Source organism: Parasphingopyxis lamellibrachiae (assembly GCF_003385775.1).
Taxonomy (GTDB): domain Bacteria; phylum Pseudomonadota; class Alphaproteobacteria; order Sphingomonadales; family Sphingomonadaceae; genus Parasphingopyxis; species Parasphingopyxis lamellibrachiae.
Genome location: NZ_QRDP01000004.1, coordinates 2629194 through 2650646, shown reverse-complemented (window position 1 = coordinate 2650646; position 21453 = coordinate 2629194). Strand labels below are relative to the sequence as shown.

Below are 21453 nucleotides of genomic sequence, written 5' to 3'. Positions count from 1 at the left end.
AGCGTGAAGCTTAGGCAGCAGCCTTCTTCACCTTGTCGGCAGCAACCGCGAAACGGTTGGAGATCGGCTCGGCAACCTCGCCGGCGAGCTTCAGCCATGCTTCGCTCATCTTCGAACCTTCCTGAACCATCGATTCGAATGCGCTCTTGGCGTAATCGTTCTGGATCTGGAAGAATTCGGTCGGCGACTTAACAGCAGCAACCTGCTTGATCGTGCCGGTCATCGTTTCGAAACGCTGACGGCCGAACTCGGCTGCTTCGCGAGCAATTTCGCCTGTGCCTTCGGCAGCGATGCGGGCCGAAGTAACCATGGCTTCAACATTGCCCTTGTTGAATTCGCCGATTTCGCGAGCCACTTCGGTGCCCTTCTCGACGGCGGTCTTCGCACGCTCGTTGATGTCACCGAACATTTCCTTGGCACGCTCGGTAGCGGCTTCGGCAGTCTTTTTCACGCTGTCCTGTGCTTTTTCAGCTGCATTCGTCATAATCGTTCCTTTCGAAGTGGCTGCAGATTTGACGGCAGCCTTTTTTGTTACAGTCTTCTTCTGTGCCGTCTTTGCGGCAGTTTTCTTGGCCGGGGTCGCTTTTTTTGCGGCAGCGGCGGTCTTGGTCGTTGTAGCCATGGTTAACTCCACACCTTCATTAATCTCTATGTTGCAGCGCACAATATAGGAAAGAATCGAAATTTGCAAGCACTTTTTGTGCGCTGCAGCATAGCGCGTGGGGAGGGCGATCCACCGCACGTCAGGCCATCATGCTTGTATCTGTAATATTTGGATAAACCCGCGTATCAGCGGGTCTTTACATAGCTTCCCGGAGCATCTTCCAGTGCCTTCAGCTTGCCTTTTCCAGGCTTGCGCGGGCCTTTGGCGTCCACCTTTTTTCCGGCATGGCCTTCGAGCCAGTCGAGCCAGTCCGGCCACCAGCTTCCGGGTGTTTCCTTCGCTCCTGCAATAAAGCCCGCCAGCGAATCGGCGCCCTTCTTGTTCGTCCAATACTGATATTTCTTTGCATCGGGCGGATTCACGACCCCGGCGATATGGCCGGACCCGGCAAGCACGAAACGCAATGGGCCTTTGAAATGTTCGGTGATCTTCCAGACGCTCTCAGGCGGCGCGATATGGTCCTCCCGGCCCGCCTGGACATAGGCGGACGTTTCCACGCTGGTCAGATCGATCGGCACATCGTCGACTGAAAGGCCTCCCGGTGTCGCAAGCTTATTGTCGCGGTAGAAATCGTTCAGATAGTTGCGATGCCACTTGGCCGGCAGGTTGGTCGTATCGCCATTCCAGTGCAGCAGGTCGAATGCCGGATAATCCTCGCCCAGAAGATAGTTGCTGACGACATAGTTCCAGATCAGATCGCGCCCGCGCAGCAGGTTGAAGGTCGCCGCCATGTAACGGCCATCCAGATAGCCTTCGCCCTCCCCCAACTGTTCGATCAGCTTGGCCTGGGTTTCATCGATAAAGAGCTGGAGATCGCCGGCTTCGGTAAAATCGACCTGGGCCGTGAAGAAGGTCGCGCTCTCCACCTTGTCCGCCTCGCCCTTAGCGGCGAGATAGGCAAGCGTCATAGCCAGCGTCGTACCAGCCACGCAATAGCCGATGGTGTTGACCGAAGGCACATCGAGCAGCTTGCGCACCGTATCGATTGCATCGACCTGACCGCGCACGACATAATCGTCCTGCACCACATCGGCCATGCTGGAATCGGCGGATTTCCAAGACACGACGAAGACCGTGATCCCCTGCGCCACGGCCCAGCGGATGAAGCTTTTTTTCTCATTGAGGTCGAGAATGTAAAAACGATTTATCCAGGGCGGAAAGATCACGAGCGGCGTCTCGCAAACCTTTTTCGTCGTCGGCTCATACTGGATCAGCTGATAGAGCGGAGTTTCCTTGATCACCTTGCCAGGCGTCGTCGCGATATTCTCACCCAGCGCAAACGCAGAAGAATCTGTATGGGTCAGCTGGCCCTTGTCCAGATCGGCCAGCATATGCTCAAGGCCGTTGAGGAAGCTCTCCCCCTTGGTCTCGATCGCCTTTTCCAGGACTTGCGGATTGGTCAGTGCAAAATTGCTCGGGCTCATCGCATCGACAAATTGCTGGGTTGCGAAACGGGCCTGCTCCTTCTGTTTCGGGTCCACCCCATCAATTGTATCGACGCTACGCAGCATGTGATCGGCAATCATAAGATAGCTTTGGCGTATCATGTCGAAGACCGGATTGCTCTGCCATTGCGGAGCGACGAACCGGCGATCCTTCGGCTTGGGAGCTTCTTCACCCTCCTGCTCGCCATCACCGGGGTTTAGGAAGCGCGTCCACAGTTTGACACTGTCTTCCCAGAAATCGGATTGTGCCTGAATGAGCCGCTCCGGATTCAGCGTCATGGACGAAAGGCCGGCGAACATGGCGGGAAGCTGGTCCGCACTGGGCATCGCGGTTTCAGAAAGCGTTTTCGGATCGACCTCGGCGGCCCGCTGCATCTGGCGCGTAGCATATTCCAGCATCATTTGTTGCGCACGGCCAAGTACGCCCGTCCAATGCTGCATATCCTCCAGGCTGGGCAAATCGGCGCCAGCCATCGGGCCATCTTCAGTTGCTGCCATGATTTCGAATCCTTTGCCTGGGCTCAGCCTATCCGATGCGCGGGCGGGTGCAAGCCATGTTCGGCTATAGCCCGCCCTGATAGACGATGATTGCGACACCATTCGGATCGGTCAGATACAGATAATGCGATCCCCATGGTCGTTCGACCGGCCCCCGGCGCTCCATACCGGGGTCGAGACGCTCCACAAATGCGGTGAGGTTCCCCGTCCTGAACTGCAGGCTGAGCCCCGAAAAATCATGAGCCTCCTCGCCGTCATAAATCTCGAGAAATGCCTCTTCCCTGCCGTTCCGGAATGCGAGGATAACACCCTTGTCGTTCGGGCTGTCCCATTCTTCGGCAACAACCATATCGAAAACCCGAACATAATAGTCCCGCGTTTCGGCCAGCCTTGGCGTTGTAATCTTGGTTTTGAGCGAAAATGCCATAACCGCCCTTTTTCCTGCAATATTGCCCCACCAACATTGACGATGACATTGGCAATCCATTGCGTATAGGGGAAGGACTATGAACACAGACTTTTACCGCATCCGCCGCCTGCCCCCTTATGTCTTCGCCGAAGTGAACGCGATGAAGGCGGAGGCTCGCGCCCGCGGCGAGGATATTATCGATCTCGGTATGGGCAATCCGGACAGCCCCCCGGCCCAGCATGTGATCGACAAATTGTGCGAAGTCGCCAACGATCCGACCGCGCACCGCTATTCGGCGTCCAAGGGCATTCCGGGTCTCCGCAAAGCGCAGGCCGCCTATTACAAGCGCCGCTTCGATGTCGACCTCGACCCCGATAGCGAAGTCGTTGTCACGCTTGGCTCCAAGGAGGGCCTGGCCAATCTTGCCCAGGCCATCACGGCGCCCGGCGATGTCGTGCTCGCGCCGAACCCCAGCTATCCGATCCACACCTTCGGCTTCATCATCGCGGGTGCGGCGATCCGCTCCATCCCTGCCCAGCCGGGGCCGCAATTTTTTGACCGGCTGAAATATTCGCTCGCTTATAGCGTGCCGAAGCCATCGGTGCTGGTCATCGGCTATCCGTCCAACCCGACGGCTTATGTGGCCGATCTCGATTTCTACACCAAGGTGGTGGAGTTTGCCCGCGAGCATGAAATCTGGGTGATCAGCGATCTCGCCTATGCCGAACTTTATTATGGCGACACGCCGACGCCTTCGCTGTTGCAGGTGCCGGGCGCAAAAGAGGTTGCCGTTGAATTCACCAGCATGTCGAAAACCTACAGCATGGCCGGGTGGCGCATGGGCTTTGCCGTGGGCAACGAACATCTGATCAGCGCGCTGACGCGGGTGAAGAGCTATCTCGATTATGGTGCCTTTACGCCGATCCAGGTCGCCGCGACCGCCGCGCTCAACGGTCCGCAGGATCATATCGACGAGGTGCGCGCGCTCTACAAGAAACGCCGCGACGTGATGGTCGAAAGCTTTGCACGGGCGGGCTGGAACGTCCCTTCCCCCGAAGCCAGCATGTTCGCCTGGGCCCCGATCCCCGAACAATGCGCGCATATGAGCGCGATGGAGTTTTCCAAGGAGCTGCTCCAGCATGCACAGGTCGCGGTCAGCCCCGGCGTCGGTTTCGGCGAAGAAGGCGAAGGCTTTGTGAGGATCGCCCTCGTCGAGAATGAACAGCGCATCCGGCAAGCGGCGCGGAACATCAAGAAATATCTGGATGGCTTTCGGTCGAACAGTGCGGGTGCCGACGCCGACTAATGTCGCCCCCCTTCACCCATCGTTTTCGTGTCCGCTATTCCGAGGTCGATCCGCAGTCGGTCGTGTTCAACTCGCGCTATCTGGAATATGCGGACCTGATCCTCACCGAATATTGGCGGTCGATCGGTTTGCATTTCACCGGCGACGATGCGCTGGAATTTCATGTCGTCAAAGCGGTGGTGGAATTCAAACAGCCAATCCGGGCGGATGAAGAGATTGACGGCACGGCTGTTACGACCCGGATCGGTTCCAGCAGCGTGACCATCGAAATCCGGTTATACGGGATGGGCGGCGAGGATGATCTGCGGGCGATTATCGAACTCGTCTATGTCCATGTCGATCTGGAGAGCGGCAAGCCTGTTCCGATTCCTGAAGATGCAAAGGCGCGATTGCTTGCAAAGTAGGAAATTGGCTGGAACACTTGGCGCATTGCCATAGACCAAAGGATATCGAGCCAAGCGATCTGGCGGGACGAGGAGCTGACCACCTTCCAGCAAAGGTCACAGTCGAAAGTACAAATTCCCCGTTTTCCGGGATTTCCGATGCCCCTCTACCCCCGGCCTGTGTCAACCAGTGTCAACTTGGCCGTAAAGCCGGATTGAGGATCAGGACAGGAGCGAAAGCAGCACTCTATGACCAAAGTGGAATTCTTTTTCGATCTGTCCAGCCCATGGACCTATATGGCCTTTCACAATATCCGGCCGATCCTTGCCGAGACCGGCGCGGAGGTGACATGGCGGCCGATCCTGGTGGGCGGCGTGTTCAATGCAGTGAACAAGGCCGTCTATGCGGCGCGCGAAGAGAGCACAGGCCCCAAGGCGCAGCATTACGCCAAAAGCCTGAAAGACTGGGCCGCGTGGTCGGGCCTGCCGATGAACTTTCCATCTCAATACCATCCGGTGCGCAGCGTGCATGCGATGCGGCTGTGCTGCGCTCTGGAAGACGATCAGGCGGCGCTGGCCCGGTTCGCGGACGCCGCTTTTGCCGCCTATTTCGGCGAGCAACGGAATCTCGATGACCCGGCCGTGCTTGAGGCTATCGCTGACAGTATCGGCATGGACGGCGCAGCCCTGCTCGCGCAGTCACAGACCGAATCGGTCAAGCTCAGGCTACGCACCAACACCGATGAAGTGATCGCGCGCGGCGGCTATGGGTCGCCATCGATCTTTGTGAATGGCGACGATATGTATTTCGGCAACGACCAGCTGCCGCTCGTGAAAAAGGCGATCGAAAGGGCCGGATAGACATCAGGTGTATTAGTTGGCAAATACACCTTTAGTTCGCGATCACTCTGCTATATGATGCGCCTACACAGACAAGGATAACGCCGTGACTTCCGAACCCTCCCCCGAGCCCGATCCACGAAGAAAACGGGCGCTCGTAATCGGCGGCATTATCGCGGTGGCGGCCATCGGCTGGAATATCGAAGACTGGACGGACAATGAGCCTCCGGTCATTATTTCGGTGGATGGTGACGGTGAGAATGTCCGTGACGCGCGCGATGCGGTCCGTTCCGCGATCCGCGATGAAATCCGCGCCGGCATTCGCGGCGACGACGCACCGGCCGAGGACGCGGCCGCGGAGGAAGCCGACAAAGATGCAGGCGACGATGTCGCCAATCAGGCGGGTGGCGATGAAAATACGGGCGAAGAGGTCACGGCCGGCGAACGGCGGCTCGTTGAAACCGAAACGGGCCCCAATCAACGCTCCTTTCGCATCGAAGGCGACGATGGCCGCGGCGTGACGATCAGCGTAGATGCCGACACCGCCAACTAGGGGCGCACCAAACCGGTAAATTGTCACGGCCATCGCCCATCCCTATATCGGCAAAATGCGCTATCAGCCGGCCTATCTGATCGGAATTATGTCCGCACTTCTCATCGTTGGGGGCTTTTATGCCGGAGGGGTGTGGCTGGTTGCACTCGTCCTGCTGCTCTATTTGGCGCTGCCCGTCGCCGAACATCTGGTGGGAGAGTCGCGCTGGCCGTCCGAAAAGCGGATCGCCGCCTTAACGCCTGCCGTTACCCGGCGGTACGACCTGATCGTCATTGTCACAGCAGGCTCTTTCATCCTTCTCGTCGGCTGGGCCCTATGGGCCGTTTCGATCACCACATTGACTTGGTGGGAGTTCACCGCCTTCGCAGTTCTGATGGGCGAATATGGCGGATTTGTCGGCATCGTTACCGCGCACGAGCTGATGCACCGCAACCGGGCCGGCAAGCGCCAGCTCGCCTTTCTCCTCCTCTCGCTCGTCAGCTATTCCCATTTCTGCATCGAGCATGTTCGCGGCCACCATGTGCGGGTTGCCACACCCGAAGATCCGGCTACGGCACGGCGCGGAGAGACACTCTACGCGTTTTTGCCGCGCACGATAATCGGCGGATTCCGCAGCGCCTGGGGCCTCGAGAAAGAACGGCTGGCCCGCAAAGGCCTGTCAGCATGGTCGATCTGGAACAATATGCTCAGATGGCATGGCTTCACCATCATTCTGATGACGGGCATCGGCTTACTGCTCGGTCCGCTTAGCCTGTTGCTGTTCGTCGTCCAGAGCATCATCGCGATCGTCGCGCTTGAGGCAATCAACTATACCGAGCATTATGGCATGGCGCGCAAACGCTTGCCGGATGGCAAATATGCGCGCGTCAGGCCCGAGCATAGCTGGAACTCGAGCCATATCCTGTCGAACATCAACATGTTCAATCTGGGCCGCCATTCGGACCATCATTACCAGTCGAACAGGCCCTATTATAAGCTGCGCCATTACGACGATATCCCGCAATTCCCCTATGGGCTTGCAGGGATGATCATACTGTCCTTCGTCCCGCCGCTCTGGTTTCGTGTGATGGATGCGGAGCTTGACCGGTTTCAGGCGTCGGCGGCGAGCAATTCTTCGGTCACCCGGTAGGTTCGCTCATTGTCGACATCGATAGCCAGCCGCCCGTCATCGAGCACATGGGCGATGACCCGTACACCAAAGCGCTTCGATAGCCGGTCCATCGCGCCATAGAGCGTATCCATCCGAAAACGGAAACGGATCAGGTTCCAAAGGCCGAACGCCTTGCGGATTGCACCGGGCGTCTTGATGAATTGCCCGCCGTCGCGAAATGCCTCGGCCGCCTGCAAAGATTTCTCGTTGCGCAGCCAGTAAATATTGCAATTGGCGATCGCGATATCCTTGAACTCGTAAAATTTTCTCTGCCCATCGGGATGCGCGGCCTGAATATCTTCGCGCCGCGCCAGACCGAGAACGGCATCCGCGCCGCGATCATGGCCCGCCGCATTGACGGCGCGCAACGCATCGACCGTTGTCAGCACATTATCGCCGGTCGTGATCAGCAAGGGAAAACCGCCCTGAGCAGCCGCAGCCTCGACGCTTTCAACGATGCCATGCTGGGCCATCGTCATTTCCAGCCGACCGGCGGATTTCAGCCGTTTCACCTCTTCCACATCCTCAAGAACGGAGGGATCGTGGATCGAAATCAGGATCTTCGCATCGTCCCAGGCGGCTTCCAGCGTCTGCAGAACATGACCGATCAGCGGCCTGCCTGCAATTGGCACAACGGCCTTGTGGCTGACGCCAGCACGCTCGGCGAGCGGATCAAGCTTGCCGTCACGTTTGCCGGCGAGCACGAGGATTGTGGGTGTAGGATGGTCGGTCATCATATTTGTCCGGTAGCATTTGAACCGGGACACAATTAAGGCCTCTCCGTCATTAGTTAAAGGGCAGCCGAAATGAGTGAAGCATTGCGCGTGGCGCTTGCAGGATTGGGAACCGTTGGTGCGGGCGTTATCAAACTGCTCGATGAGAATCGCGAGCTGATCGAACGGCGCGCCGGGCGGCCCATCGAAATCACCGCGGTATCCGCGCGTGATCGCAGTCGCGATCGCGGCGTCGATCTCTCGCCCTTCGCCTGGGAAGACGATTCCGCGGCGCTGGCGGCGCGCGCGGATGTCGATGTGGTTGCCGAACTCATCGGCGGATCGGATGGTCCTGCGCTGAACCTGGCCCGCGACACCCTGAAGGCCGGGAAATCCTTCGTGACCGCCAACAAGGCGATGATCGCGCATCATGGCCTCGAACTCGCCGAAATGGCAGAAAAGGCGAAAGTCGCGCTCAAATATGAAGCAGCGGTTGCAGGCGGCATCCCGGTTATCAAGGGGTTGCGCGAAGGCGCTGCGGCGAACGCCATTACTTCGGTGTACGGCATTCTTAACGGCACCTGCAATTATATCCTCACCGAGATGGAAAGCGCGGGCGGCGATTTTTCCGATGTACTCGCCGAGGCGCAGGCGCTGGGTTATGCGGAGGCCGATCCCACCTTCGATATCGACGGTATCGACGCAGCCCATAAGCTCGCCATTCTTGCCAGCCTGTCTTTCGGCACGGCGCTCGATTTCGACTCCGTTGCCACCAGCGGTATCCGGCAGGTCATCGCGGCGGACATTGCCGAGGCGCGCGCACTGGGCTTCAAGGTACGGCTCGTCGGCATGGCCGAAGCAAATGGCGGCAAGCTTTTCCAGCGCGTCCATTGCTGCCTTGTGCCGCGCAAACACCCCCTCGCGCATGTTGCAGGATCACTCAATGCTATCGTTGCGCAGGGCAATTTCGTGGGCCGCCTCTTCTTCGAAGGCGCCGGTGCGGGCGAAGGCCCGACCGCCAGCGCGGTTGTCGCGGACCTGATCGATGTTGCGCGCGGCGAATATGGCCCGGCCTTTGCCATGCCCTTTGCCCGCCTCACCACATCGGATCCCGTTAATGTCGGCGAGCGACGCGGCCGGGCCTATCTGCGCTTTGCCGTACATGACCGCCCCGGCGTGCTGGCCGAAATCACCGCCGCGATGCGCGATGCCAATGTCTCGATCGAGAGCATGATCCAGCGGGGCGGTGCAGCGCCGAGCGAGGGCAGCGACGATGTCGTCCATCTGATCATGGTCACGCACGAAGGGCCGGAACGGTGCGTCGCCGATGCGCTCGAGCGGCTCAGGGGCTCGCAAAGCCTGGCGGGCGAGCCGATGCTGATGCATATTCTGGACCTGTAGTTCCCGGCACGGCCATTCTCGACAATGTAACAGGGCTCGCCTATCGCAGCGCCCAACTAAAGAGGGGAATACAAGACATGACGCAGCCCAGTGAAGTTCTGGACAGGGTACTCGTTCTTGAAATGGTGCGCGTCACCGAAGCGGCGGCAATCGCCGCCTCGCACCTGATCGGACGGGGTAACGAGAAAGCCGCCGACGCCGCCGCCGTCGAGGCCATGCGCACTGCATTTAACGGGCTCGATTTCGACGGGACGGTTGTTATCGGCGAGGGCGAGCGCGACGAAGCGCCGATGCTCTATATCGGTGAAAAAGTGGGCCAGGCAACGAAGGGCAGTCCCAAGGTCGATATCGCGCTCGATCCGCTGGAAGGCACGACGATTACTGCAAAAGCCGGCCCCAACGCTCTGGCCGTTCTGGCCATTGCCGAAGAGGGCTGCCTACTCAATGCGCCCGATACCTATATGGACAAGATCGCAATCGGCCCGGGTTATCCAGAGGGAACGATCGACCTTTCCAAATCGGTCACCGAAAATATCGAGGCGATCGCCAAGGCCAAGGGCGTGAAACCGAACGAGCTTATCGCCTGCGTCCTCGATCGCCCGCGCCATGAAGGGTTGATTGCCGAACTGCGCGGCATTGGCTGCGGCGTTCAACTGATTCCCGATGGCGATGTCGCCGGCGTGATCGCAACGACAGACGAAGACACGACGATCGACGTCTATATGGGCCAGGGCGGCGCGCCTGAAGGCGTGCTTGCCGCAGCAGCGTTGCGCTGCGTCGGCGGGCAGTTCCAGGGGCGTCTTGTCTTCCGCAATGACGACGAGAAAGCCCGCGCCCGTAAATGGGGCATTCCCGACGAGGATTTCGACCGCATCTATACGCTGAAAGAACTCGCCAAAGGCGATGTAATCTTCGCCGCAACCGGCGTGACGGACGGCTCCATGCTGGATGGCGTAAAAAGGCTGCGCAAGGGCTGCATGACCACCGAAAGCGTCGTCATGCGGGCGTCATCGGGAACCGTGCGCTGGGTAAAGGGCGAGCATTACAAAAGCTAGAAAACGCCCATTTCCAGCCCTGCCGCCAGCGCTGCGCCGATTTCGCGGCACTGCGCCAGCTCCTCCTCACCAATCTGTTTTTCCGCCAGAATCTCTTCCTTCGTCTGCGCATGGGTGCAGACGATCGGAGTGTCGGCGACCTTTTTCAGCCGCCAGCCGGTCGCGATACGTTCCAGCTGGGTCCGCGCGTTTTCGCCGTCAGACCCTGCGCAGATCAGCGCCGCATAGGGGCGCCCCTCGATTTTCCCCAGCACGGGGTAATAGCAGCGATCGAAAAATGCCTTCATCACCCCGGCGATCGCGGCGAGGTTTTCCGGTGTCGCAAACAGATAGCCATCGGCGGCGAGCAGATCCTCCGGCCCGGCATCCGGCGCCTCTTTGATCACCACTTCCGCTCCACCCGCATCCCGCCCCGCTGCAGCCGCTGCCTCGGCCATCTGCCGGGTCCCGCCGGTCATGCTGTGATAGACGATGAGGAGAGTGGAAATAACTGTGCCTCCAAAGCTAATTGCACCATTATACACTAACCCGTTTGTGCTGAGCTTGTCGAAGCACTGCTCTTCACTTTCGTGCCAAGAAAGATCAGCCCTTCGACAGGCTCAGGGCATACGGTCTTTTGATGCTACTCCTTCAGCCGATAGCCGGTCCGGAAAATCCAGATGACAACCGCCAGGCAGGCAATAAGAAAGGCAGCGGTTATCCCGAGGCTGAGGCCGATGCTGACATCGCCCTCACCGTAGAAACTCCAGCGGAAACCGCTGACGAGATACACCACCGGGTTGAACAGGCTGATCGAGCGCCATGGATCGGGCAGCATGTTTATCGAATAGAAAGCCCCGCCGAGAAAGGTGAGCGGCGTGACGACCAGCATCGGGATGAAGGAAAGCTGCTCGAACCCGTCCGCCCAAATGCCGATGATGAACCCGAACAGGCTGAAGGTGAGCGCCGTCAGCACGAGGAACAGGATCATCACCAGAGGATATTCGATCCGCACATCGACGAAGAGATTGGCCGTCGCGAGGATGATCAGGCCAAGCAGGATGGATTTGGTCGCCGCGGCGCCGACATAGCCCAAGACCAGCTCAATCGGTGACATAGGCGCCGAGAGCATCTCATACACCGTGCCGCTGAATTTGGGGAAATAGATGCCGAAGGACGCATTGGATATGCTCTGGGTCAACAGCGAAAGCATCATCAGGCCCGGCACGATGAATGCGCCGTAATCGACGCCGCCGATGTCCTCCATCCGCGAACCGATCGCACTGCCGAACACGACGAAATAGAGAACGGTCGTGATGACCGGCGTCACGACGCTCTGCCACAGCGTCCGCCAGGTGCGCTGCATCTCGAAACTGTAGAGCGCCCACACACCGCGAATGTTCATGCTGCCGGCTCCTGCTGTGCATTGACGAGACCGACGAAAATATCCTCCAGAGAGCTTTTCGATGTGTCGAGATCGGCAAAACCGATGCCAAGATCGCCCATCCGGCGGAGCAGGGAAGGAATGCCCGTGCTCTCGTCATTGGCGTCGAAGGAATAGACCAGCCGATGCCCTTCATCGGCAAGCTCCAAATGCCACTCGGCCAGGGCGTCCGGCACAGTCTCCATCGCTTCGGTCAGGGTCAGGGTGAGCTGGCGCTTGCCGAGCTTGCGCATGATCGCTTCTGTTTCCTCGACGACGATAATCTCGCCGCCCCGGATCACCCCGACCCGGTCGGCCATTTCTTCGGCCTCTTCGATATAATGGGTTGTCAGGATGATCGTGACCCCGCGCTCGCGCAACCCGCGCACCAGATTCCACATGCTGCGCCTAAGCTCGACATCCACGCCCGCCGTAGGCTCGTCGAGGAACAGGATTTCAGGCTCATGGCTGAGCGCCTTGGCGATCATCACCCGGCGTTTCATCCCGCCCGAAAGCTCCATGATTTTCGCGTCTTTCTTGTCCCACAGGGCAAGATCGCGAAGCAGCTGCTCGATATAGGCGCGGTCCCCCGCCTTGCCGAAAAGCCCGCGGCTGAAATTCACCGTCGCCCAGACCGTTTCGAACGCATCGGTGCTGATTTCCTGCGGCACCAGCCCGATCATCGCCCGCGCCTTTTTATAGCCGCGGATGATGTCATGACCGCCCGCCAGCACCGTTCCCGATGTCGGCGTGACGATGCCGCACACGGCGCTGATCAGCGTGGTCTTGCCGGCCCCGTTGGGCCCGAGCAGCGCGAAAATCTCACCCTGCTCAATGTCGAGGCTGACGGAATTGAGCGCCCTCACACCCCCGTCATAGGTTTTGCTGAGATTGGAGATGGAGATAATCGGCTGCATGGCCATTTCCTGCACGTCCGGGCAGGCAGGTTCAACCAAAAGACGGAATGTCGCAAAACATTCCTGCCATTTGCAATTTTGTCTCCACAGGGCATTGTCGGCGAAGGGGAGACTGAAAGCCATGGAAATGGAGCATGCAATCGCGGCGCTGGCGTTGCTCTTTGTCGGCTATGGCATTTTCTCCAAACCTCTGGCCGCAACGATTGCCCCTGCCCCCCTTGTCTTTGCTCTAGCCGGGCTGGCGCTGAGCGCTACCGGCTTCATCCTTTTTACCGTGGATCCCAGGTCCGAAGTCCTACTGCTTTTTGCCGAAGGAACGCTTGCGCTGGTGTTGTTCGGCGATGCCTCGAGGCTCTCGCTGCGCAAGGTGGTCGGCATGAATGCGATCGCCCAGCGCATGCTGTTGATCGGACTGCCGCTGGCCATCCTCTTCGGTACCCTGGCGGCGCTCGGCCTGATTTCCGGGCTTTACTGGATGGAGGCGGCATTGCTGGCAGCAATACTCGCGCCCACGGATGCGGCTCTCGGCGCCGCCGTAGTGGAGAATGAGAATGTTCCCCTGCGCATTCGCCGCGCGATCATCACCGAATCGGGGCTCAACGACGGGCTAGCCGTGCCGCCGGTGCTGCTATTTGCGGCGCTGGCCGGTTATGTCGAGCTCGGCGCACAGGGCGATCTGGCCTTCTGGGTCCGCTTTGCCGCGCAGCAGATCGGGTTCGGCCTGCTCGCCGGGATTGCCGTCGGGACCGCCGGCGGTTTCGCCATCGTCCAGGCCGCCCGTGCCCGCTGGCTCGATCCGCGATTCGAGACGCTTGCCTGTGTTGGGGTAGCCGCCGGTTCCTTTCTCGCTGCCGAGGCAATAGGCGGCAATGCCTTTGTCTCGGCCTTCGTCGCCGGCCTGAGTTTCGCCGCCATCTGCGAGGAACGCACCGGCATGGTGGCCGAATTCGTGGAGGAAGAAGGCAAGTTTTTCAGCCTTACTCTCTTCTTCATATTCGGCCTTGCCCTGGCTCCGGTCGCGCTTGCGGAATTTGAGTGGGTCTATCTTCTTTATGCGGTGCTCAGCCTTACCGTGGTCCGGATGGGCGCCGTGGCGGTATCGCTGATCGGCACCGGTGTGAAACTGCCAACACTATTGTATCTCGGCTGGTTCGGGCCGCGCGGACTGGCGACCATCGTTTTCGTGCTGCTCGTGTTCGGTGAAGGCATAGTCAGCGAGCCGATCCGCGCCATCGCCTATCTGACAGTTCTACTCAGCACCCTTCTCCACGGCATCACCTCGGCGCCGTTCGCCGCGATCTATGCCCACAGCCGGGCTGCCAAGGCCGATGGCAAGGAATAGGTCCGTCGGCTAAGGCCGGGCTCATGAAACCCGCGCTCGACATTTCCCATTCGATTTCCGGTCAGCCATGGCACTGGCGCGGCGGCGCGATTGACGGGCTGAGCGACAGTTTCCAGCCCGACGATCTGGTCACCGGGCTGCTCCTTTCACGAGGCTGCGCACGCGAAAACCTCGATATCTACCGCGCCCCGACGATCCGCGGTTTCATGCCCGACCCCTCTATCTTTCACGATATGGACCGGGCGGCAGCGCGGATCGTTGAAGCGATCGAAGCGCAGGAGAAAGTAACGATATTCGGGGATTACGATGTCGACGGAGCCACCTCCGCCGCCCTCCTGATCCGCCTGCTTCGCAATCTCGGGCTGGACGCCGGATATTATATTCCGGACCGGCTAATGGAGGGTTACGGGCCCTCCGGAGAGGCCCTTGTCAGGCTGGCCGAACAGGGCTCTTCCCTCATCGTAACCGTCGATTGCGGCGCCCAGGCGTTCGAGGCGCTGCAACAGGCGAAGGAGGCGGGCGTCGACGTCATCGTGGTCGATCACCACAAATGCGCGGCCGCGCTTCCGCCCGCGCACGCCCTGGTCAATCCCAACCGGCTCGATGAGGGTGAGGGCGCGGCGCATGGCCATCTTGCGGCCGTGGGCGTCGCCTTTCTACTGGGTGCGGCCATCGTCCGACATCTGCGCGAGAAAGGATATTTCGAGGAGCGCCCCGAACCCAAACTGATCGAATTGCTCGATATTGTCGCTCTCGGCACGGTCGCCGATGTCGCGGCTCTGCATGGCCTCAACCGCGCCTTTGTCGCCCAGGGCCTCAAGGTTATGGCCGCGCAGCGCAATATCGGGATCAACGCCCTGCTGGAGGCTTCGCGGCTCGACCGCGCGCCGATCGCATCAGACCTCGGCTTCCGGCTGGGGCCGCGAATCAATGCCGGAGGACGGGTCGGAAAATCGGATCTGGGCGTACGCTTGCTGACCACGCAGGACCCGGAGGAAGCCCGGGCCATTGCCGCCGAACTTGAACATTTCAACGAAGAACGCCGCGCCATCGAATCAGCCGTCACCGAACAGGCACTGGAAGCCGGCAAGGGACAGGATAACCGCGCCGTCGCGCTGGTGTCGGGCAAGGGCTGGCATCCTGGTGTGATCGGCATTGTCGCCAGCCGGTTGAAGGAAAAACTCGGCCGCCCTGCAATTGTGATCGCTCTGGACGATGAGGGCATCGGCAAGGGGTCGGGTCGCTCAATCGGCGGCGCGGATCTCGGCGCTGCGATACTCGCCGCCAAGGATATGGGCCTGCTGATCGCCGGCGGCGGTCACCCGATGGCGGCTGGCATCACCATCGCCGAAGACCGGATCGACAGTTTTGCGGACTTTCTCGACGAGCGCATGGCCGAAGATGTGACCCGGGCTCGCGGCGAACGCGCCTTGCAACTCGATGCCGTGGTCGCGCCCGGGGGCATCACACCCGCTTTCGTCGAAGCGCTGGAAGAAGGTGGCCCTTATGGCATGGGCTGGCCCGCCCCGCGCATCGCGGCCGGGCCGGTCCGGATCATCAAGGCGGATATTGTCGGTACCGATCATGTCCGGGCAATTGTCGCCGGAGAAGACGGCCGCAGCCTTAAGACCATCGCCTTTCGTGCGGCGGACACTCCCCTGGGGCAAGCCGTGCTCGGCGCGGGAAGCACTCGCAAGCTCTGGGTCGCCGGCCGCGCCAAGATAGACGATTGGGGCCCCCGCCCCGCCGCCGAGCTGCATCTCGAAGATGCAGCCTGGGCAGACTAGAAGCAGACTGAAGGGAAACAATCATGTTTGGTCATGTAACGCTCGGGTGCGACAATTGGGACCGCGCAAGGCCTTTCTGGATGGCGGTTATGGAGGTGCTCGGCCATCCGGTTTTCCGGGAAAGCGAAGCGGGCGCGGCATTCGGTGAAGTGACCGGGCAGAAAACCTTTGTCGGCCCGGCGTTCAACGGAGAAGCGGCAGCGGCGGGCAATGGCGTCCACATCGCCTATCTCGTAAAGGACCGGGCGACAGTCGACGCCTTTCACGCGGCGGCTCTAGCCAGTGGCGGGACGGACGAAGGCCCGCCCGGCCTGCGCTCGCATTATCATCCCAACTATTATGGCGCCTATGTCCGCGATCCGGACGGCAACAAGCTTCAGGCCGTCTGCCACAGCGCAAAAGGATGACGCACTGCAACACAGTGCTTGACCCGCAAAGCGGCCTCGCCTATCTGCGCACCCGCTGGGACGGCCCCTTCGTCTAGCGGTTAGGACGCGGCCCTTTCACGGCTGAAACACGGGTTCGATTCCCGTAGGGGTCACCAGCATTTTCCTCTCTTGCTCGTACGGTCTCGCGCCCACGCATGTGCGGCGCTGTATGTTCAGCACTCGACGACATTGACGGCGAGGCCGCCCTGGCTCGTTTCCTTGTATTTCGACGACATATCGAGCCCTGTCTGGCGCATGGTTTCGATCACCTGATCAAGGCTCACATGGGCCTGGCCATCCCGGTGCAGGGCAAGGCGCGCTGCGTTTACCGCCTTGACCGCGCCGATCGCATTGCGCTCGATACACGGTATCTGGACAAGACCGCCAACCGGATCGCAGGTCAGGCCGAGATTGTGCTCCATGCCGATTTCCGCAGCACTCGCAACCTGGAGCGGTGTGCCGCCCCACAGGGCCGCAAGGCCAGCGGCCGCCATCGAACAGGCAACGCCAACCTCGCCCTGGCATCCCATCTCGGCCCCCGAAATAGAGGCGCGCTGCTTGTAGAGCATACCAACGCCGCCAGCCGTCAGCAGGAATTTACGGATCGCCGCCGCATCGGCGCCCTCGGCTTTGCAATAGTGGCGGATCACCGCCGGAATGATTCCGGCCGCCCCGTTTGTCGGTGCAGTCACGACCTGCCCGCCAGCGGCATTTTCTTCATTCACCGCCATCGCATAGACGTTAAGCCAGTCGAACAGCTGCTCCTGCTCGTTAGACTGGGGATTGGCGGAAAGCTTGGCCCAGAGGTCGGGTGCCCGCCGTTTGACTTTCAACGCGCCGGGCAGGACACCCTCCCGCTTCAACCCCCGGTCGATACAGGCCATCATCACTGCGCCGATCCGGTCGAGCGCCTGGTCGGTCGACGCGCGCGGCCGGCGGGCATCCTCGTTGGCGTAGATAAGTTCGTGGATCGCCAGATTTTCCGTCTGGCACATGTTCAGAATTTCCTGGGCCGAACCGAAAAGATAGGGAACGGGCTTTCCCACGCGAATCATGTCATTCTTCACGGGCCGTTGGAGCTGCCGCTGCGAGGCGATAAAACCGCCGCCCGTAGAGAAATACACGCGCTCACTCAGTTGCCGGCCTTCGGCATCGAACGCCAGCATCCGCATCCCGTTGGGATGCAGATCCGGAATCTTGTCATAGGCGAAAATGATGTCCGTATCGGGGTCGAACGCGATGGCGATGCCGTCGCATATCGTCAGGCGTTTCGCGATATGGGTCGCATCGATGGCCGCATCTGCGGATTCCGGATCGAGCGTTTCGGGCTTGAGGCCCATCAGGCCCAACAAGACCGCCTTTGGCGTAGCATGCCCGGCACCGGTCAGCGCGAGAGACCCTTGCAGCTCCACCTGAATATGGGCAGTCTTCTCAAGGCATCCCTGGCGTTTCAGGCTGCTCAGAAACCGGCGGCCGATACGCATGGGTCCCACCGTGTGGGAGCTGGATGGCCCGATGCCGATGCGAAATAGATCAAGAACAGAAAGCATGAGACAGTTTTTCCTAGGGAGAACTGCCTCATAGCGGCTTATCGATCAGCCCGCCATCGTCATGCGCAATGGGCTGGCGGGGGATAGTTTATTCTATTCTGGTGCAGAGCATTTCGTATGTGACGGACGACCATGTGGCGCCACCATCCTCTGACCGCGTGGCGCTCATCCGGAAAGAAGCGGCCTGAATATCGTAATAGCGCTCCCGGTTTATCACCGGCCCGTTCGATCCAGTGTCGCTGGTTTCAACGATGAATTCGCCATCGACAAACTCGCCGGTCGATTCTGTCCATGCTGTTCGAAAAGTATAATAGTTCCGTCCCTCCCACTGACCGGTCACAGGATTGAAAGAGCGCAGTTCAGTCCCGGTGGCAAACGGCCCGCGCCATTCCTGCATGACGACAAATCCATTCACGACCCAATGATTGTGCCAGCGCGCCTGATAGGAAATACTGTCTCTGTCCGGCGGATGCAGGGTGAGGGCGACATCCCAGTCCCCTATCAGAAAATCGAGCTGCTGCGATTGTTCTGGCGCCGCCGGGTTTCGCACACCAATCGGCGAATCAGGGTCGGGCTGATAGATTATCGGAGGTGCAGGCTGCGTCTGTGCCGCAGCAGGCGGAACCAACATACATGCGGCTAATGCACCAACCAGATTCATACGCAGTTTGTACATGGTAATATCCCCTTTTTCCCGCGCTTGGCGTAGCAGCGGATCGAGGCGGAGACAGACTTGATCGATAAACGGTCGACAATCGACGATCACAGGGTGAATGCGTTCGACATAGGCGATGAATCAAATCTTATCTTTGGCCAATGCACATGGACCCGGTAAGGCAATCCCATGCCAACACCCCGCCTTGTTCTGTTCACACGCTATCCCGAGGCGGGAAAGGCGAAGACCAGGCTCATCCCCGCACTGGGAGAGGCGGGCGCGGCGACAATCCACAGAAAGCTGGCCGAACGGACGGTGCGCGCCATGCGCGACAGCGGACTTCCCGTCGAGATCCGCTTTACCGGAGCCGGCTCAAGCGCGTTTCAGCAATGGCTGGGCGAGGATCTCGCCTATACGGAACAGGGCGATGGCGATCTGGGAGATCGCCTGCGCGAGGCCAGCCGCAACCCGCCCGTTATCTTCGTCGGCGCGGACTGCCCGGATCTGCAGGCCTCCCACCTTCAGCTGGCGGCAGAAGCGCTTGAAGACAATGACGTCGTCATCGGCCCGGCCGAGGATGGCGGTTACTGGCTGATCGGCCTTGCCTCGCCGCATGACTGGCTGTTTTCCGACATGGCATGGGGAACCGGAGCCGTACTGCCGGAAACGCTGCGGCGACTCGAAGCAAAAAAAATGCCCCCCGCCCTGCTTGAGACGCTCGCCGATTGCGACAGGCCCGAAGATCTGCGCCGCTGGCCATGGCTGACCGCATGATAGCCCAACCTCGCAGCGAGGTCGCAATTGTCATACCGATGATCGACGAAGAGGCTGCGCTGCCGGGCGTCATCGCCAATATTGCCGCGCTCGACCCTGCGCCGGCGGAAGTCATCGCCGTCGATGGCGGCAGCCGTGATCGCTCGGTGGAGATTGCGTGTGCGGCAGGCTTCCGGATCGTCGAAAACGATGCAAAAGGCCGCGCGGTTCAGATCAACCGCGGCGTTGCCGAAGCCCGGACGCCGCTGGTTTGCGTGCTCCATGCCGATACCGAACTGCCCGCCGATGCGCTGGCCGTTGTCGAGCGCACTCTGGCGTATCCGGGCCGCGTACTCGGCGGCTTCACACCGCTGCTAACCGGCACGAAAACGCGCTGGGGGACAAGTTTTCACAACTGGGCCAAAACCTACTACGGACCGATCCTGCTCCGCCCGCATCTGTTCGTCCGGGGTTTGCGTCTCCTGTTCGGCGATCACGCCATGTTCTTCCGCCGTGCCGATTTCCTGCGCGTCGATGGCTGCGATCCCGATATGAATATCATGGAAGATGTCGATCTGTGCCTGAGGCTGTGCCGTATGGGCAGCGTGAAGCTGGTTCCGCGCATCGTTCGCACATCGGACAGGCGGATCGCCGAATGGGGTCCGTTAAAGGCCAACTGGATCTATATGAAGTGCGGGATGAACTGGGCGTTCGGGCGCAAAAAGGGGCTGGATCGCTGGTACCCGGATGTGCGCTAGTTTGCCAGAATATCCTTTGCAGGAAATCGCCGCACCGCCCTCCGATGACATCCAACGACGCCTCGCGCCTCCGGAGCCTGCGTCATCTCCGCCCGCGCCTCCACCCTGCCTCCCACTCAGCGTATTCTATGGGAGACCGGGTGGGTGAGCGGGCTGGTGCGGCGCTCGACCGTTGGGTCGAGCTTGATCAAAATTAGGCCAGTTCCACCGGCGTTACGCCAAACCCGGCCTCTTCGAGCGCTTCGATAAGCCGTTGCAGATGGTTCCGTCCGCGGGTTTCGCACTCGATATCGGTGATCAGGCCTTTCGCGGGCAGCGATGTGAATATCCGCTGGTGATAAATCTCGATGATATTGGCCTGCTGTTCGTCGAACACCTTGGCGACATGATAGAGCGCGCCCGGCCGGTCCTTGAGCCGGATGCGCAGGCGCGCGAGGCGTCCGTCGCGGGCCAGATCGCGTAGCAACACATTGGCGAGCAATCGGGTATCGATATTGCCGCCGCACAGGATCAGCCCGATCTTGCGACCCCTGAAGCGCTCCGGATGGCCGAGCATCGCTGCCAGACCGGCCGCGCCGGCCCCCTCGACCACCGTCTTTTCGATCTGCAACAGGAGCGAAACAGCCCGTTCCAGATCGCGCTCGGACACCAGGACGATTTCGTCTACAATTTTCCGGATCACCTCAAGCGTGAACTTGCCCGGTTCCTTCACGGCAATACCCTCGGCAAGCGTATCGCCTTCGCAGGGCAGATTCAGACCTTTCAGCTTCGAATAGGTGGACGGATAAAGTTCCGCTTCGACGCCGACCAGTTCGAGACCGGGCTTGATGCCCTTTGCCGCTACGCCCATGCCCGAAATCAGGCCGCCGCCGCCAATCGGTACGATCAGTGTATCGATTTCGGGAACATCCTCCAGCATCTCGAGCGCCGCCGTGCCCTGTCCCGCCGCGATATCCGGGTCGTCAAAAGGATGGACGAAGGTCAGTTCGCGTTCCGCAGCCAGCTCATAGGCATGAGCCTGGGCATCATCGAACCGTTCCCCGTGCAGCACTACCGTCGCTCCATGGCTTTCGGTCTGCTGCACTTTTACCGTCGGCGTATGCTGAGGCATGACGATGGTGACGGGGATGCCGAGCCGCGCGCCGTGATAGGCGACGCCCTGGGAATGATTGCCCGCCGATGCCGCAATCACACCGCGTTCGCGCACATCTTCGTCCAGCATCAGCATAGCATTCAGGGCACCGCGTTCCTTGAACGATGCGGTGAACTGGAGATTGTCGAATTTCAGCCAGACATCCGCGCCCGTCATTTCCGACAGGGTAATGCTCTTCAGCGTCGGGGTTCTCACGATCGCATCGGCAATTCGCTCATGCGCGGCGCGAACGCTTTCCAGCATCAGGGTCGAATCGGTTGCGGTTTGTGCTGCTGTGGCCATAATCCGCCC

Annotated in this window: 22 protein-coding genes and 1 tRNA gene; 13 read left to right on the top strand and 10 right to left on the bottom strand. The window is 60.2% G+C overall.

Annotated elements, in window-relative coordinates:
- Positions 1-10: 10 nt before the first annotated feature.
- The 3 genes from DFR46_RS13300 to DFR46_RS13290 all read right to left on the bottom strand — a co-directional run bounded on the left by DFR46_RS13300 (position 11) and on the right by DFR46_RS13290 (position 3034).
- Positions 11-742, bottom strand: coding sequence for a phasin family protein (locus DFR46_RS13300; RefSeq protein ID WP_245953858.1), 732 nt, complete (start codon positions 740-742; stop codon positions 11-13).
- Positions 743-789: 47 nt separating this feature from the next.
- Positions 790-2607 (bottom strand): PHA/PHB synthase family protein, encoded by a 1818-nt coding sequence (locus DFR46_RS13295; RefSeq protein WP_245953857.1) that lies wholly within the window; start codon positions 2605-2607, stop codon positions 790-792.
- A 64-nt stretch (positions 2608-2671) separates the two neighbouring features.
- Positions 2672-3034 carry a VOC family protein gene (locus DFR46_RS13290; protein ID WP_116236878.1) on the bottom strand — a complete coding sequence of 121 codons (363 nt, stop codon included), beginning with the start codon at positions 3032-3034 and terminating at the stop codon, positions 2672-2674.
- A gap of 79 nt (positions 3035-3113) precedes the next feature.
- Between DFR46_RS13290 and DFR46_RS13285 the strand changes: the two genes are divergently transcribed.
- The 5 genes from DFR46_RS13285 (at position 3114) to DFR46_RS13265 (ending at position 7227) form a co-directional block, all read left to right on the top strand.
- Positions 3114-4322 carry an LL-diaminopimelate aminotransferase gene (locus DFR46_RS13285; protein ID WP_116236877.1) on the top strand — a complete coding sequence of 403 codons (1209 nt, stop codon included), beginning with the start codon at positions 3114-3116 and terminating at the stop codon, positions 4320-4322.
- Positions 4322-4726, top strand: a complete 405-nt coding sequence (locus DFR46_RS13280; RefSeq protein WP_116236876.1) for an acyl-CoA thioesterase — start codon at positions 4322-4324, stop codon at positions 4724-4726. Before DFR46_RS13285 ends, DFR46_RS13280 begins: the two co-directional genes overlap by 1 nt.
- A gap of 228 nt (positions 4727-4954) precedes the next feature.
- Positions 4955-5566 carry a 2-hydroxychromene-2-carboxylate isomerase gene (locus DFR46_RS13275; RefSeq protein WP_116236875.1) on the top strand — a complete coding sequence of 204 codons (612 nt, stop codon included), beginning with the start codon at positions 4955-4957 and terminating at the stop codon, positions 5564-5566.
- Positions 5567-5651: 85 nt separating this feature from the next.
- Positions 5652-6098 (top strand): hypothetical protein, encoded by a 447-nt coding sequence (locus DFR46_RS13270; protein ID WP_116236874.1) that lies wholly within the window; start codon positions 5652-5654, stop codon positions 6096-6098.
- Positions 6099-6186: 88 nt separating this feature from the next.
- Complete coding sequence (locus DFR46_RS13265; protein ID WP_211306432.1) at positions 6187-7227, top strand: alkane 1-monooxygenase; 1041 nt, start codon at positions 6187-6189, stop codon at positions 7225-7227.
- On the opposite strand, the gene DFR46_RS13260 is transcribed toward DFR46_RS13265, so the two are convergent.
- Positions 7188-7982 carry an NTP transferase domain-containing protein gene (locus DFR46_RS13260; RefSeq protein WP_211306431.1) on the bottom strand — a complete coding sequence of 265 codons (795 nt, stop codon included), beginning with the start codon at positions 7980-7982 and terminating at the stop codon, positions 7188-7190. The two genes, DFR46_RS13265 and DFR46_RS13260, sit on opposite strands and share 40 nt — an antisense overlap.
- A 72-nt stretch (positions 7983-8054) precedes the next feature.
- Between DFR46_RS13260 and DFR46_RS13255 the strand changes: the two genes are divergently transcribed.
- Complete coding sequence (locus DFR46_RS13255; RefSeq protein ID WP_116236871.1) at positions 8055-9362, top strand: homoserine dehydrogenase; 1308 nt, start codon at positions 8055-8057, stop codon at positions 9360-9362.
- A 77-nt stretch (positions 9363-9439) separates the two neighbouring features.
- Positions 9440-10417 carry a class II fructose-bisphosphatase gene (glpX, locus tag DFR46_RS13250; RefSeq protein WP_116236870.1) on the top strand — a complete coding sequence of 326 codons (978 nt, stop codon included), beginning with the start codon at positions 9440-9442 and terminating at the stop codon, positions 10415-10417.
- On the opposite strand, the gene DFR46_RS13245 is transcribed toward glpX, so the two are convergent.
- The 3 genes from DFR46_RS13245 to DFR46_RS13235 all read right to left on the bottom strand — a co-directional run bounded on the left by DFR46_RS13245 (position 10414) and on the right by DFR46_RS13235 (position 12736).
- Complete coding sequence (locus DFR46_RS13245; protein WP_342769841.1) at positions 10414-10941, bottom strand: flavodoxin family protein; 528 nt, start codon at positions 10939-10941, stop codon at positions 10414-10416. The genes glpX and DFR46_RS13245 overlap by 4 nt on opposite strands.
- A gap of 98 nt (positions 10942-11039) precedes the next feature.
- Complete coding sequence (locus DFR46_RS13240) at positions 11040-11801, bottom strand: ABC transporter permease (protein ID WP_116236869.1); 762 nt, start codon at positions 11799-11801, stop codon at positions 11040-11042.
- The gene (locus DFR46_RS13235) at positions 11798-12736 is read right to left on the bottom strand and encodes an ABC transporter ATP-binding protein (protein WP_116236868.1); all 939 of its coding nucleotides are present in this window, start codon (positions 12734-12736) and stop codon (positions 11798-11800) included. The genes DFR46_RS13240 and DFR46_RS13235 overlap by 4 nt, the downstream gene beginning before the upstream one ends.
- Before the next feature lie 121 nt (positions 12737-12857).
- Here DFR46_RS13235 and DFR46_RS13230 point away from each other — a divergent pair, with 121 nt between their 5' ends.
- From DFR46_RS13230 to DFR46_RS13215, 4 genes are all read left to right on the top strand, one after another.
- Complete coding sequence (locus DFR46_RS13230; protein ID WP_162843479.1) at positions 12858-14078, top strand: cation:proton antiporter domain-containing protein; 1221 nt, start codon at positions 12858-12860, stop codon at positions 14076-14078.
- 23 nt (positions 14079-14101) lie between these two features.
- Positions 14102-15865, top strand: coding sequence for a single-stranded-DNA-specific exonuclease RecJ (gene recJ / locus DFR46_RS13225; protein WP_116236866.1), 1764 nt, complete (start codon positions 14102-14104; stop codon positions 15863-15865).
- A gap of 23 nt (positions 15866-15888) precedes the next feature.
- The gene (locus DFR46_RS13220; protein WP_116236865.1) at positions 15889-16272 is read left to right on the top strand and encodes a VOC family protein; all 384 of its coding nucleotides are present in this window, start codon (positions 15889-15891) and stop codon (positions 16270-16272) included.
- A gap of 62 nt (positions 16273-16334) precedes the next feature.
- Positions 16335-16409, top strand: a tRNA-Glu gene (locus DFR46_RS13215).
- Between the two features lie 57 nt (positions 16410-16466).
- On the opposite strand, the gene DFR46_RS13210 is transcribed toward DFR46_RS13215, so the two are convergent.
- Positions 16467-17843, bottom strand: a complete 1377-nt coding sequence (locus tag DFR46_RS13210; RefSeq protein WP_116236864.1) for an L-serine ammonia-lyase — start codon at positions 17841-17843, stop codon at positions 16467-16469.
- Between the two features lie 88 nt (positions 17844-17931).
- Positions 17932-18609 (bottom strand): hypothetical protein, encoded by a 678-nt coding sequence (locus DFR46_RS13205; RefSeq protein ID WP_147297693.1) that lies wholly within the window; start codon positions 18607-18609, stop codon positions 17932-17934.
- Positions 18610-18687: 78 nt separating this feature from the next.
- Here DFR46_RS13205 and DFR46_RS13200 point away from each other — a divergent pair, with 78 nt between their 5' ends.
- Both DFR46_RS13200 and DFR46_RS13195 read left to right on the top strand, forming a co-directional pair.
- Complete coding sequence (locus tag DFR46_RS13200) at positions 18688-19272, top strand: TIGR04282 family arsenosugar biosynthesis glycosyltransferase (RefSeq protein WP_116236862.1); 585 nt, start codon at positions 18688-18690, stop codon at positions 19270-19272.
- Complete coding sequence (locus DFR46_RS13195) at positions 19269-20009, top strand: glycosyltransferase (RefSeq protein ID WP_116236861.1); 741 nt, start codon at positions 19269-19271, stop codon at positions 20007-20009. The genes DFR46_RS13200 and DFR46_RS13195 overlap by 4 nt, the downstream gene beginning before the upstream one ends.
- A 193-nt stretch (positions 20010-20202) precedes the next feature.
- On the opposite strand, the gene DFR46_RS13190 is transcribed toward DFR46_RS13195, so the two are convergent.
- Complete coding sequence (locus DFR46_RS13190) at positions 20203-21444, bottom strand: threonine ammonia-lyase (RefSeq protein ID WP_116236860.1); 1242 nt, start codon at positions 21442-21444, stop codon at positions 20203-20205.
- Positions 21445-21453 lie beyond the last annotated feature (9 nt).

Bases quoted from the DNA above. Each gene is read 5' to 3' on its own strand.
- DFR46_RS13295 (WP_245953857.1), bottom strand. From the start codon at position 2,607: ATGGCAGCAACTGAAGATGGCCCGATGGCTGGCGCCGATTTGCCCAGC.
- DFR46_RS13290 (WP_116236878.1), bottom strand. From the start codon at position 3,034: ATGGCATTTTCGCTCAAAACCAAGATTACAACGCCAAGGCTGGCCGAA.
- DFR46_RS13285 (WP_116236877.1), top strand. From the start codon at position 3,114: ATGAACACAGACTTTTACCGCATCCGCCGCCTGCCCCCTTATGTCTTC.
- DFR46_RS13280 (WP_116236876.1), top strand. From the start codon at position 4,322: ATGTCGCCCCCCTTCACCCATCGTTTTCGTGTCCGCTATTCCGAGGTC.
- DFR46_RS13275 (WP_116236875.1), top strand. From the start codon at position 4,955: ATGACCAAAGTGGAATTCTTTTTCGATCTGTCCAGCCCATGGACCTAT.
- DFR46_RS13265 (WP_211306432.1), top strand. From the start codon at position 6,187: ATGTCCGCACTTCTCATCGTTGGGGGCTTTTATGCCGGAGGGGTGTGG.
- DFR46_RS13260 (WP_211306431.1), bottom strand. From the start codon at position 7,982: ATGACCGACCATCCTACACCCACAATCCTCGTGCTCGCCGGCAAACGT.
- DFR46_RS13255 (WP_116236871.1), top strand. From the start codon at position 8,055: ATGAGTGAAGCATTGCGCGTGGCGCTTGCAGGATTGGGAACCGTTGGT.
- glpX (WP_116236870.1), top strand. From the start codon at position 9,440: ATGACGCAGCCCAGTGAAGTTCTGGACAGGGTACTCGTTCTTGAAATG.
- DFR46_RS13240 (WP_116236869.1), bottom strand. From the start codon at position 11,801: ATGAACATTCGCGGTGTGTGGGCGCTCTACAGTTTCGAGATGCAGCGC.
- DFR46_RS13235 (WP_116236868.1), bottom strand. From the start codon at position 12,736: ATGCAGCCGATTATCTCCATCTCCAATCTCAGCAAAACCTATGACGGG.
- DFR46_RS13230 (WP_162843479.1), top strand. From the start codon at position 12,858: ATGGAAATGGAGCATGCAATCGCGGCGCTGGCGTTGCTCTTTGTCGGC.
- recJ (WP_116236866.1), top strand. From the start codon at position 14,102: ATGAAACCCGCGCTCGACATTTCCCATTCGATTTCCGGTCAGCCATGG.
- DFR46_RS13220 (WP_116236865.1), top strand. From the start codon at position 15,889: ATGTTTGGTCATGTAACGCTCGGGTGCGACAATTGGGACCGCGCAAGG.
- DFR46_RS13210 (WP_116236864.1), bottom strand. From the start codon at position 17,843: ATGCTTTCTGTTCTTGATCTATTTCGCATCGGCATCGGGCCATCCAGC.
- DFR46_RS13200 (WP_116236862.1), top strand. From the start codon at position 18,688: ATGCCAACACCCCGCCTTGTTCTGTTCACACGCTATCCCGAGGCGGGA.
- DFR46_RS13195 (WP_116236861.1), top strand. From the start codon at position 19,269: ATGATAGCCCAACCTCGCAGCGAGGTCGCAATTGTCATACCGATGATC.
- DFR46_RS13190 (WP_116236860.1), bottom strand. From the start codon at position 21,444: ATGGCCACAGCAGCACAAACCGCAACCGATTCGACCCTGATGCTGGAA.